Origin of the sequence: Micromonospora trifolii (assembly GCF_022229005.1) — a bacterium.
GTDB classification, from domain to species: Bacteria; Actinomycetota; Actinomycetes; order Mycobacteriales; family Micromonosporaceae; genus Micromonospora; species Micromonospora trifolii.
In genome coordinates this window covers 102,733-114,867 of the sequence record NZ_JAKKFD010000002.1, presented here as the reverse complement: position 1 = coordinate 114,867, position 12,135 = coordinate 102,733, and the positions used below count along the sequence as shown (strand labels likewise).

Below are 12,135 nucleotides of genomic sequence, written 5' to 3'. Positions count from 1 at the left end.
CCACCGCCGCGAAACGGGTGACCGATGTTCAGCGCCCGCCCGCGACCAGCTCGGCGATCATCCCCTCGCAACTGCGGACGACGACCTGAGCGCCGCGCCGCTGGGCCAGCGGGAGCAGCGGATCCTCCGCCCGGTCCCGCCACCGCCACTGCGCGTCGGAGGCGACCTCCCAGAGCTGCCGCACGTCGGCCTCATGCTCGACGCCGAGCCGTGCCGCGAGGCCCACCCCGTCGCCGCCAACCAGCCGCTGCGCCTCGGCGGCCAGCTCCGCGTCGAACCCCAGTCGGGTGTTGCGCAACGCCACCAGCAGGCGCAGCTCCCGGAACTCGTGCGCGCCGGCGAGGATCTGCTCCACAGCGCCGACCAGCTCGGCGGAGCCCCGGGTGGGCTCGGCCCGTAGCAGCGCCTCCACCGCGGCCAGCGCGGAGCGCGCCTTCAGCGCGTCCCGGCGATCGATGAAACACCGCGTCACCGACTCGCGCAGCTCGGTGAGACCGCTACGCCGGATCAACTCGGCGGAGAGCTTCACCCGGCTGTCGAACCCGCTGCGCACCAGCGTGGCCGCCAGCCGGACACCGAAGACCCCGAACCGGCCCAGCAGCGCGGCGCGCACCTCGGTGTCCAGCCGTACCGGCAGCTCGCCACGGAGGAAGCGGTCGGCGGAGATGAGGTGGACGTCCAGCTCCGCCCTGGGTACCTGGGCCAGGGTCGCGAGCGCGGCGAAATCCGACTCACCGAGCATCCGGCCGGCCAGGCCGATCATGCCGCTGCACGCCACGACGTTGACGCTGAGCGCGTTCACCCTCGGGTCGCGGTAGTGCCGGCGAGCGAGCTGGCGGGCCGTGAGCAGACCGTCGATCCGACCGCCACCGGTCTCGTCGGCGCGGGACAGCACCATGATCACGTTGACAGCGGCGGACTGCCCGACGGCACTGTCCCTTGCGGACTCCAGCACCCGCAGATCGCTGTCGCGACCGTCGCGGGTCAGGTACAACACCGCGTCCGAGTCGCGCAGCACCCGCTCCAACACCGGCGCCCGGCCCTGCTCGGCACCGCCGGTGACCGCCGGGGTGTCGATCAGCGTGATCTGCCGCAGCGCCCGCGTCGGCCACCGTACGACGATGTCGCGCACCTCCCCCGCGCCCCAGCCCAGATCCACCCGCAGCCCGGTCGCCGACTTCACCACTGCCAACTCCTGCGGCGGCTGACCGACCGGGTAGGCGGTGGCGCGCGGCGCGGCGCCGTCCTCGTACCAGGTGAAGGCCCTGTCCGCCCGCTCGACCGGGGCGACCTCCTCGCCCATCAACGCGTTGAGCACCGTCGACTTGCCCGACCGCCACGGGCCGACGATGGCGATGCGCAGCGGTTGCTCCAACCGGGCCACCTGCTGCCGAAGCTCGGTGACGGCCCGGGGATTGTCCTGGTACAGCTCGATGGCCTGGTGCAGCAACCCCCACGCCGCCTCGTCCAGGCGCACCCCCACCGTCATGCCTGCGGCTCCAGCAGCAGCGGGGCGGAGCGGGCGCCGGTCAACTGCTGGGCCTGCTCGTACACCGCCGCCAGCCGGGTCATCTTCAACCTGATCTCGCGCTGCCGCTGCTCGCGCACTGAGGCATCGGTGTCGGCCTCCTGCTTCGCGCTGCGGAACGACTGCACGATGGCCTCCTGGAGCTCCTCGGTCAGCCCCGTGAAGTGGTCCCGCAGCATCCGCTGGACCTGCCGGGCGGCGTCGCGGCAGTCTCGGATGATGCGGACGAAGAAATCGTCGACGTGCCGCTGGATGGCCGTCTTGACCGTCGCCTGGCGGCGACGGAGCAGTTGTTTGCTCTCGTCGCGGATGCTCTTGCCGCCGAAGAGCGCCCCGATGCCGACCGAGACCGGATTGATCATCGGCATGCCGGCCAGGGTGGTCGCCAGACCGAACATCAGCATGCCCCCGTACGAGCCCTTCATCCCGGTGAACAACTTCTGGCCGGTGGTGAACCGGTCGATCGTCGGCCGTTGCAGCTCGGGCAGTCGCTCGCCGATGTCGTCCGGCATCGTCATCGACCAGGGCGGCAGCACGTCGTAGCCGTACCTGTCGAAGTTGGCGGCCACCCGCCGGGCGATCCAGTCACAGCGCTGGATCAGCCACTCGTGGTTCGCCTCGGCCGCCTCCACCAGGCTCCGCTCCAGCCAGTCCTGGAAGGTGTCCCAGGCGACCAACGGATCGGCGGTGTCGAACGCCTCGTCCACCGCGCGCAGGATCTGCCGGGTCCGGTCGCGCAGGTCGTACTCGAGGTCGGCGAGCAGGTCGGTGATCTCGTCGGTCAGCGTGTTCTGCCACCGGGTGGAACACCGGCGCAGCTCGTCGACCTCGCGCTGCGCCGCGTGCAGCCGGGAGATCGGCCCGGACTGCTCCTCTTCCTCCTGGGTCGCCAACTCGGCGCGCAGCGGCGCGGCCAACTGCTCCACCACCGTCCGGGCCACCGTCTGCACCGCCGCCCGGGCCAGGTGGTCGGCCTTGCCGGCCAGGTCGCGTTGCAGGCGGGCGATCAGCGCGGGGAAACCCGACTCGGCGTTGAGCCCCCGGTCGTCGGACGCGGCGGCCCGCAGTCGCAGCGCCGCCGAGACCGGGATCAGCGTCGCGGCAATCCCCGCCTCGGCCAGATGCTGCCGGTTGCGCTCGGCGACAGTACGCCAGTCCGCGACCAGATCGGTCTTGCTCTGCACCACCACCACATTCGGATGCGACCGCATGATGTGCAGCAGCATGTTCAGCTCGGCGACCGACAACTCCCGAGTGGAGTCGGAGACCAGCAGCACGGTGTCCGCGCGGGCCGGCGCGGCGACCGAGGCGGCGGCGCCGATGCCGGCGACCTCGTCGGTGCCGGGAGTGTCCACCAGCACCAGCCCCGCACCGAGCAGGGCACGGGGCAGTCCGATCTCGACGTACGCCGGGCCGCCCCCCGGGCGACGCCCGACCAGGCCGGCCACACCCGCCGCGACCTGGTTCAGCGCCACCGGGGTCCGCTCGACGGTCACCGCGGCGGCGCCGGTGGGGTGCCCCGGGGCTGGTGGCTGCGCCTGCGCCACCACCGCGGTGGGCGCCTCGGCGTGCTGCACCACTGTCGGCAGGACCGTCGTCCGACCGTCGCCAACCGGGCAGGCCGGCGCGTTGATGATCGCGTTGATCAGCTGACTCTTGCCCTGGTTCGGCTCGCCGACGACCAGGACACGCAGCGTCGGGTCCAGCAGTTGCGCGCGCTTCTGCCGCACCGTCTGGAGTAGGTCACCGCGACCGTGTGCAGCGCACGTGCGGGCGATCTCGTCCAGCACGTCCAACCAGATCCCGGCCATCACCGCACCAAGTGTGCGGATTTCGGCTTAATTATCAAGAGGGACCGGATGTGGAACCGGGAAGGGCCGGATCGCCCGAGACGATCCGGCCCTCCGCTCCGACCGGAAATCCGGGTCAGAGCAGACCGCCGGTGATACCCAGCAGCCCGTGATCGGACGAGGCGTGCGAGTCGCCGCCGAGCACACCATCGGTGACCCCACCGGTCACGTCACCGACAGTGTCGGTGACACCGGGGAGGAGGCTGTCCACCTGGTGCGTCACGCCGCCCACCGTCGACGGCACGTCGAGCGGCGGGACCATGCCGCCGACGACACCGTCGCCGTGCCCGAGGCCCAGCCCGCCGAGGGTGTCGTCGACACCGAGGGAGCTGACGACCCCGCCGAGCTGACCGTGGGTGCCGGAGAGGACACCACCGGTCAGGTCGCCGCCGATCAGATTCGGGTCAGTGGCGCCGAGCAGACCGCTCGGGTCGCCGACGGTGCCGGTAACGTCGCCGAGCACCGGGTCCGCGATCGCGTCCACCGGCTGCACCACGTCGGCGTCGAGGGTGTGTGCCACGTCGGAGACACCGGCCAGGTCGGTGTCGAGCCCGTACGGACCGACACCCAGACCGATGCCCGGCAGCACGGTGACCCCGGCGGCGGCGGTCGACGGGTCGACAGCGATGGCGCCGAGCACGCCGGCCTTGACGTCCACGCCGCTGGGCGAGCTGGTGACGCTGATCTGCTGCGCCACGCTCTGCAACTGACCCACCACATCAGTGGTGTCGGTGAGCAGCGGGTCCAGCCCGAGCTGCCCGACCGGCGAGGCCAACGGCGCGAGGCCCGCACCCGGCGCGTAGTCGACGACAAGCGGTACGACGTCCTGCACGTCCGCAGCGGTGATGTCGGTGAGCCCGGCGCCCCGCAACGCACCCTCGGGATCCAGGTCGAAGGCCGACCGCGCGTCCGGGTTCGTCAGTAGGTCGAGCACGAAGTCGTGGAGCGTCTGCTGCGAGTCCATGTGCCGGTTCTCCTCGGATGTGGCATTGGCGGGTGTCGTACGTCGACGGTGACGACGCTATTGCCGGGGCCCACCCCCGGGCATCGGGGCTGAACCCGCATCCGGGCCGGTTGAACTAGGGGCTCCCCCACCTCGTACGTTAGGGGGACAGGGGGAAACCGTCCCGGCGAGATTAGGGTCCCGACCAGGGACTGATCTCTGGTACGAACGTAGGAGCCCGCGGGGTTCGCCGGGGGTGGGTCGTCGGGCAGCCGACGCCATCGCCACCGACCGGCCGACTCACGGGGAGAGACAGAGACGATGCCGTACGTCCTGGGGATAGACATCGGAAGCAGCAACACCGCCGCCGCCGTCGCACGGCGACGCGGCGCGACCTGGACCCGCCCCGAGGCCGTCGCGCTGAGCGCCGGCTCACCCCTCATGCCCTCGGTGCTCTGCCTGGCCGAGGACGGTTCGCTGCGCGTCGGCGAGCCCGTGACCGACGACGGCAGCCGCACCACCCGCGACTTCGTCCACCGGATCGGCGACGACGTGCCGGTGCTGCTCGGCGGCGAGCCGTGCGCGCCGCAGACGCTGACCGCCGAGCTGGCGGCCTGGGTCGTGGAGCGGGTCCACGCCCTGGAGGGCGGCGCGGCCGAGGCGATAGTGCTCAGCCACCCGGCGGGGTGGCGCCCCTACCGGCGGGAGGTGCTGCACCGGGCACTGTCGAACCTCGGCCTACGGCACGTGACGTTGCTGCCCCGCACGGTCACCGTCGCCGAGAGCCACGCCGCTCGCGGGTTCGCGGGCAGCACGGCAGTGGTCTACGCCCTGGGGGGCAACAGCTTCGAGGCGGCCCTGGTGCGCCGCACCCCACGCGGCACGTACGAGACGTTCGGCACCCCGCAGGGTCTCGACTCGATCGGTGGCGCGGACTTCGACGAGGCGCTGGCCGAGCATGCTCGTACCATGCTGGCCCGGGAGTTGGCCGCGACCGGACGTCGCGGGGCCCAGGCCGCGCTGCGCGGGCTGCGCGTGGAGTGTGACCGGGTCAAGCGGGTGCTGACCGTCGACCTCACTGCCGACGTGGTGCTGACCCTGCCGAGCGGTCCGGCGCGGGTGCCGGTGACCCGGGCACAGTTCGAGGCCATGATCCGCCCGACGGTGCAGGCCACCGTCGACCTCCTGCTCCGGGCCGTGCGCAGTGCCGACCTGACTCCGGCGCAGCTCGACGGCGTCCTGCTGGCCGGCGGCTCCACCCGGGTCCCGCTCGTGACCGAGCTGATCGGCGCGGCCCTCCCGGTGCCCGTCGAGGTGGAGCCGGACGCACAGTTGACCGCCGCCACCGGGGCGGCGATGGCCGCGTGTCAGGTGGTGTCACCACGCCCTCGCCAGCCGCCGCCGGCCCGCGTTCCGGCCCCGGTCAGCGGCGCCGGGCGGGCCACCCTCCCGGCACCACGCCGCCCCCAGCACACCGTTCCGGGCGATCCGCCACCGCGGCCCCCGGTCCGGGTCCTCCCACTGGAACTGCCGAAGCCGTCCCGCCTGGCGCTTGCCCGCGCCCGAGGACGCGAAGGATGACCCCAATGATCATGAATGACCTCGCCGCACCAGGGTTGATCCTGGACAAGGGGTTGCAGGCGCTGCTGGACGCTGTCGCGCAGGATCCGACCGGCCCTCTCGCCGTCGGCATCGCCGGCCCGGCCGGTCATGGAAAGACCGCGCTCCTCGCCGAGCTGGAGCGCATTCACCAGCGGGCCGGCATCGCCGTCCGCACGGCCGCCCCGGAGCCGGATGAGCCGGTCGACCCCGACACTGTGGTGCTGGTCGACGACGCGCACCTGCTCGACGACGCGCGGACCGAAGCGCTGCTGCGCCTGGTCGCCGGCCGGCGACACCGATTGGTGGTCGCCCACCGCCCGTGGCCGCGGTCGGCGGCGTTCAGTGAGCTGGTCGACGCCCTGCGACGCGACGGGCAGGCCGTGCTGCTCACGCCGTTCACCCGGGAGCAGACCGCCGCCCATCTCGCCGCCACACCCGAGCTGGGCCGCCCCGCCGACCTGGTCGACTTCGTCCACACGCAGACCGCCGGCGTACCTCGGGACGTGGAACGGCTGGCCCGCGGTCTGGCCGGCGCGGAGACCCGGACCGGGGTGGTGGAGCCACCCCGGTCCGTCATCCTCGAATTCGGGCCGGACCTGGAGGTTCAGCCCGCCCCGGTACGGCGACTGCTGCTCGCCGTCGCGGTCGGCGGGGCGCTGCCGGTGAGCATGCTCGGCGCGCTGCTGGGCCGAGACCCGGCCGGGGTGGACGAACTGATCGCCACGACCAGGGCGGCCGGGCTGCTCGGCGCGGACGGCCGACTCGCGCCGATCGTCCGGCGGGCCGTCGCGACGCTCAGCCCCACCACCGAGCGGACGGCGGTCTGGCGGCGGCTCACCGAGTTGCAGCTCGCCCGGGGTGGCGCGGTGCTGCCGCTGGTCCGCTCCCTGCTCGCGGTCGGCGCGCTCGGCGACTGCCCGGCCGCGACCCTGGCCGCCGCTGCGGACGAGGCGCTGGCCGACGAGCCGGCGTTCGCCGCCAAGCTGTTCGCGGCGGCCACGGCGGCCGGGCGGCCACCCAACGCGCAGCAGGCGCTCGCCGCCGCGCTCGCCGGTGACCTCGACGACGCGCTTCGGCTGGCCGACCGACTCCTGGGAACTGCCGCTCCCCCGGAGCGCTCCGAGGCGGCCGTGGTCGCCGCCACCGCCCTGGCCCACCGTGGTCACGTCGGTCGCAGCGTCGAGCTGTTCCGGTGGTCGGGCACCGCCTCGGCGGCGGCGTTCGCCATCGTCGGCGGGCTCGCCGCCGGTGATCCGGACGCCAGCACCGAGTCACCGGCGGGTGACCCGGCGGGCGAACCGCCGACCCTGCACGCCAGCGCCGCCCGACTGATGGCCAACGGTGTACGGGAGAGCGTGACCGGCCCGCCGACCGCCGCGCTCTCCGCGCTCGTGCAGGCCGCCGCGCTGCTGGAGCCGGACGGCCGAGCGGCGTTGCTGCCGGACAGCCCGGCGGCCCTCGCCGCGTTGACGGCGGTGCACTGCGGTGAGCTGGAGATCGCCGAGCGGGTGCTGCACCGCGCCCTGGGCGCCGGGGTCGGCGGCCCGCTGATGGCCCGCCGCCACCGGCTGTTGCAGGCCTGGATCCTGATGGTCCGTGGCGAGATCCACGCCGCCGGCGAGCGGCTCGCCACTGTGACACTCGACGGGCGGCCACTGGAGTCCCGCGACCAACTCTTCGCCGCCGCGATCCGGATGGGCATCGGCCGGCGCAACAGTGACCTCGGGGCGCTCAAGCGGGGTTGGGGGCAGGCACTGGAGGCAGTGGTGCGGCATCCCGTCGACCTGTTCACACTGCTGCCGCTGGGTGAGCTGGCCATCGCGGGCGCGCGGCTGGGCGACCTGGCCCGGCTGGAGCCGTACCTGCACCAGGGGCGTGCGCTGCTCCACCGCCTCGGCGATCCACCACTGTGGAGCGTGCCGTTGCACTGGAGCGAGCTGCACGCCGCCATCCTGACCGGCGAGCCGACGGTCGCCGACGAACACGTCGCGGCGTTGCTCGCCGCCGCTGGCCACAGCCGGTACGCGGCAGTGGTCGCCGCCGCCGCGGAGAGCTGGGTGGAGGTGCTCCGGGGGGTCGTCGACCCGACCCGGGTGGAGGCCGCCGCCCGAGGGCTGCACGACACCGGGTTGTGCTGGGACGGCGCCCGCCTCGCCGGGCAGGCCGCCATCCGCACCGCGGACCGGCGGGCGATGACCACACTGCTGGAGTGCGCCCGGGCGTTGCAGGGGCGGCCCTCCGGCGGGCAGAGCGGGCAGACACCGACGACCGGTGCGAGCACGGCGCGGGCCGCCGGCCCCACGCAGCACGGGCTCAGCGACCGCGAGTACGAGGTCGCCGAGCTGGTGCTGGCCGGATTGACCTACCGGGAGATCGGCGATCGGCTCTTCATCTCGGCCAAGACCGTCGAACACCACGTGGCGCGGATGCGTAACCGGTTGAACTGCGCCAACCGCACCGAGCTGCTGGCGCTGCTGCGCACTCTCGTCGCCGACCGGGCCAGCGACACCGCCGGGCAACCGTGGCCGCAGCGGGCGAGCCGATGACCCGCAACGATGTTCGGCTGATCCGGACCAGGCTGGCCGTGCTGGCCGCCGTGCTGATCACGCTCTGGTCGTACGCGGCCTATGTGTCCAGCCAGGACGCCGTCGACCTGCTGCGCGTCCGGGCGCTGGCGGACACGCTGGGCCAGCCCATCGACCGCCTGATTCTGAGCCTCCAGACGGAGCGTCGGATCACCGCCGAGACGATCGCCGGGGCGGGGCAGCCGACGCCCGCGCTGGTCGGTGCCCGCGAGGGCACCGACCGGGCCGCCGCCGAGATCCGCGAGTTCACGAAGGGCCGCGACCTTCGGCTGCTCAGCGCCGGCACCGTCCGTGACCGGGCCGGTGAGCTGGTCCGCCGGCTCGACGGCCTGGGCACGAGGCGATCCCAGGTGGACACCGGGCGGCTCGACCAGGGCGCGGCAGTCGCCGGGTACGACGAGGTCATCGACGTCGCCTTCCGGGTGTACGGCCCGGAGTGGGGCGCGTACGAGAGCGGGTTGGCCGCCGACACCCGCGCGGTGATCGCGCTGGCCCGCGCCCGGGAGTTGCTCGCCCGGGAGGACACAGTGGTCAGCGCGGCCCTGACCGGCGCCCGGCTCGGCGTCGACGAGCGGCGCCGGCTGAGCGAACTGGTCAGCACCCAGCGGTACGCGCGCACCGAGGCCGCGGCCGGGCTTCCGCCCGACGGTCAGGGCGAGCATCAGCGCCTCGCGTCCGGCCCCGAGTTCGCGGCGCTGCTCGCCCTTGAGGACCGGCTTCTGCTCCAGGCCGGCACCGCCAACGCCCTGGCCGGTCTCACCAGCCAGGGCTGGCGGGCCGCGGCGGATGCCGCGCTCGGCGCGCTGCAGACACTGGTGACGAACACCGCCCGCAGCAGCGTCGAGCGGGCCACCCCCGGTGCCGCCGTGCTCATCGCGCGTACCGGGGCCGTGGTGGGGCTCGGCCTCATCGTCGTGCTCGTGCTCCTGCTGAGCTGGGCGGGCACCGTCCGACGCCTCACCGACGAGCTGACCCGACCCGACGCCGACCATCCGGCACCGACGCCGGACATACCCACACCAGTTCAGGAACCGGCGGCGCCGAGGGGTGACGCCGAACGGGAACTGTTCCTGGGGCTGACCCGACGCAACCAGGTCCTGCTGCGCGACCAACTCAGCCTGCTGGACGGGATGCAACGTCGGGAGCGGTCCACCGAGGAGACCGGCGAGCTGTTCCAACTCGACCACCTCACCACCCGGGTCCGCCGCAACGTGGAGAAACTGATCACCCTGGCCGGCGCGACACCCGCCCGCCGCTGGCGACGCCCGGTGCCACTGCTCGACGTGGCGCGCGGCGCTGTCGCCGAGGTGCCGGACTACCACCGGGTCCTGATCGCGCCGCACTGGCCGTGGTCGCTCGCGGGGCCGGCCGTCACGGGCGTCATCCACCTGCTGGCGGAGCTGATCGAGAACGCCCTGGCCTTCTCCGGGGCGGAGACCACCGTCCGGGTCAGCGGCGAACAGCGACCGCAGGGCTGTGCCGTCCTCGTCGTCGACGACGGGCCCGGCCTGGACGCCGCCGCGCTGGCCGAGGCGAACCACCTGCTCGGCAACCCGCCACCGGACGGCCCGCCCGCGGGCCTCGCGGGCTGGTACGCCGCCGCCGTCCTGGCCGGCCGCTGCGGCGCCCACGTCTCGCTGCGCCCCAGCCGGCGCGGTGGGACGGCCGCCATCGTGCTCCTCCCCTCCCTGCTGGTCACGGTCACCGGCACCGGCCGCACACCGGCCAGCGCACCACCCGACACCCCGTACCCATCGGCCCGCACCGGCGCCGACCTGCCCGAACCGAACGGCGACGGCGCGCTGCCGACGCGGGTCCGCCACCCCGGACCGACCGGCCCGGAACACGGCAGGACCAGCCTCGACACTGTTGAGTTGCCAGTCGCGAGAACAGCTAGGAGACATCAATGACGTCTGCAGTGGTCGCCGAGGACGGTCTGACCGACGCCCTGAACGATCTGGTCGACCGGGTGCACGGCGCGGAGTTCGCCGTGGTGCTCTCACCGGACGGGCTACCGCTCGGCGGCTCGCGGCGGGTGGGGGACAAACTGGCCGAGCAGATCTCCGGCGTGGTCGCCGGACTGATCGCGTTGGGGCTGGCCGCCACCCGGACCTGCGACGCGGGTCGGCTGCGCCAGGTCGTGGTGCAGATGTCGCGAGCGTTCCTGTTCATCGCCACCATCCCGAACGGGACCATCCTCACCGTGCGGATCGCCGGTGACGACGTCGAGGTCGGTGACATGGCGTACGAGGTGGCGCTCTTCGTGGGGCAGGCCGAGCAGCACCTGCCGATCACGCTGGGCCCGGCCTCCTCGGTGACGATCGGGGACACTGGTGCACACCAGCGGCACCACTGACGAGGCGTGGTACGACGACGACGCGGGCCCGGTCGCCCGGCCCTACACGATGACCGGGGGGCGCACCGCGCCCGCACGCGGCCAGTTCGACCTGATCTCGCTGGTCGTCGCCCGGCGGGGGGTCACGCCCCCCACACCGCTCTTCCCTGAACAGGCGCGGATCGTCGAGCTGTGTCACCATCCAATGTCGGTGGCCGAGGTGGGTGCCGAGTTGGATCTTCCGCTGGGGACCGTCCGGGTGCTGCTCGGTGACCTGCTCGCGACCGGGCTGATCGAGACGCACGAACCGCCGATGCTGTCAGAGCTGCCGACCGAGGATCTGCTCGAGGCGATACTCGTCGGGCTTCGCGGGCTGTGACCCGGGCAGTGCCACCCGCGAACCAGACGGATCGCGGGCGCGCACCCGGCGACGAACTGAAGGAGAGACTGGCAGTGCCGGCAACACCACCCCAGCCACGCCGTACCGTGGCGATCATCCTGCTGGATCGGGTCGTGGCCCTCGTCACTGCCGCACGGCGGGTGCTCACCGGTCGGGAGGACGTCTCGCGGGCCACCTGGGTGGCCGTCGTCGCGGCGCTCGGGGTGCTGATCGCGACGGCCGTGTCCGTCGTCGGGGTGCTGCGTACGCCGGAGAAGCTGACGCCGGTGACCCTCGACCCGCCGCCGTCGGTCGAGCAGGTGGGCGCTTCGCCGTCCGCTACCCCCCGGGCGCAGGCGCGACCGGCGGTCACCAGCCCGGCGGTGCCCGCTTCCCCGCCCGCCTCGGCCTCCTCGGTCCCACCGGCCGTCGCGTCGCCGACCCGGCCCACGCCGACCGGTGCGAGTGCCGAACCCACCCCGGCGGCCCTGGGCGCGGCCTTCGCCATCACTGACAACGCCCTGCTCAGTTACGGCGCGGCAGTGACGATCAGCAATCCCGGTTCGGTCCCGGCACCGGGGTGGACGCTGGTCGTCACCCTGCCCCGGGAGTCGCTGGGGATCAGCGGTGTCGAGGGGGCACAGGCCAGCCGGGACGGTGCGGTGTGGACGTTCGTGCCGGACCCGAACACCGGTCAGGTGCCCGGTAGCGCCTCGGTCCGGGTGACGTTCCGGGTCAATGGATCGTTGACGGGTTCCGCCCCGAAGGCGTGCACCATCGACGGGGCCGCCTGCTCCGGCCTGTCGAACTGACCAGTCCGGCACACTTCGATCGAGCGCGGTACACCCGGCGTTCCGGCGGCAGCCATGCTTGATTGATCATCAGTTCTGGCGCGCTTCGTACCGTCGCGACC

The 12,135-nt window shown here is 73.3% G+C and carries 9 protein-coding genes; 6 read left to right on the top strand and 3 right to left on the bottom strand.

The genetic code is table 11. The features are described from left to right. Positions 1–28: 28 nt before the first annotated feature. The 3 genes from NIE79_RS01630 to NIE79_RS01620 form a co-directional block, all read right to left on the bottom strand. Positions 29–1,489: a P-loop NTPase family protein gene (locus NIE79_RS01630; RefSeq protein ID WP_238676811.1), complete on the bottom strand. Its 1,461-nt coding sequence runs from the start codon at positions 1,487–1,489 to the stop codon at positions 29–31. Continuing rightward, entirely contained in the window at positions 1,486–3,339 is a 1,854-nt protein-coding gene (locus tag NIE79_RS01625; protein ID WP_238677019.1) for a dynamin family protein, read from the bottom strand. Before NIE79_RS01625 ends, NIE79_RS01630 begins: the two co-directional genes overlap by 4 nt. Positions 3,340–3,454: 115 nt before the next feature. Then, positions 3,455–4,342 (bottom strand): IniB N-terminal domain-containing protein, encoded by an 888-nt coding sequence (locus tag NIE79_RS01620; RefSeq protein WP_238676810.1) that lies wholly within the window; start codon positions 4,340–4,342, stop codon positions 3,455–3,457. A gap of 300 nt (positions 4,343–4,642) precedes the next feature. Here NIE79_RS01620 and NIE79_RS01615 point away from each other — a divergent pair, with 300 nt between their 5' ends. The 6 genes from NIE79_RS01615 to NIE79_RS33920 all read left to right on the top strand — a co-directional run bounded on the left by NIE79_RS01615 (position 4,643) and on the right by NIE79_RS33920 (position 12,034). Continuing rightward, positions 4,643–5,902: an Hsp70 family protein gene (locus NIE79_RS01615; protein ID WP_238676809.1), complete on the top strand. Its 1,260-nt coding sequence runs from the start codon at positions 4,643–4,645 to the stop codon at positions 5,900–5,902. 5 nt (positions 5,903–5,907) lie between these two features. Further along, on the top strand, positions 5,908–8,469 hold the full coding sequence (locus NIE79_RS01610) for a LuxR C-terminal-related transcriptional regulator (RefSeq protein ID WP_238676808.1): 2,562 nt from the start codon (positions 5,908–5,910) through the stop codon (positions 8,467–8,469). Continuing rightward, entirely contained in the window at positions 8,466–10,418 is a 1,953-nt protein-coding gene (locus NIE79_RS01605) for a sensor histidine kinase (RefSeq protein WP_238676807.1), read from the top strand. The genes NIE79_RS01610 and NIE79_RS01605 overlap by 4 nt, the downstream gene beginning before the upstream one ends. After that, positions 10,415–10,864 carry a roadblock/LC7 domain-containing protein gene (locus NIE79_RS01600; RefSeq protein ID WP_238676806.1) on the top strand — a complete coding sequence of 150 codons (450 nt, stop codon included), beginning with the start codon at positions 10,415–10,417 and terminating at the stop codon, positions 10,862–10,864. Before NIE79_RS01605 ends, NIE79_RS01600 begins: the two co-directional genes overlap by 4 nt. Next, positions 10,842–11,222, top strand: a complete 381-nt coding sequence (locus NIE79_RS01595; protein WP_308193120.1) for a DUF742 domain-containing protein — start codon at positions 10,842–10,844, stop codon at positions 11,220–11,222. The genes NIE79_RS01600 and NIE79_RS01595 overlap by 23 nt, the downstream gene beginning before the upstream one ends. Before the next feature lie 74 nt (positions 11,223–11,296). Further along, positions 11,297–12,034 carry a cellulose binding domain-containing protein gene (locus NIE79_RS33920; RefSeq protein WP_238676805.1) on the top strand — a complete coding sequence of 246 codons (738 nt, stop codon included), beginning with the start codon at positions 11,297–11,299 and terminating at the stop codon, positions 12,032–12,034. Positions 12,035–12,135 lie beyond the last annotated feature (101 nt).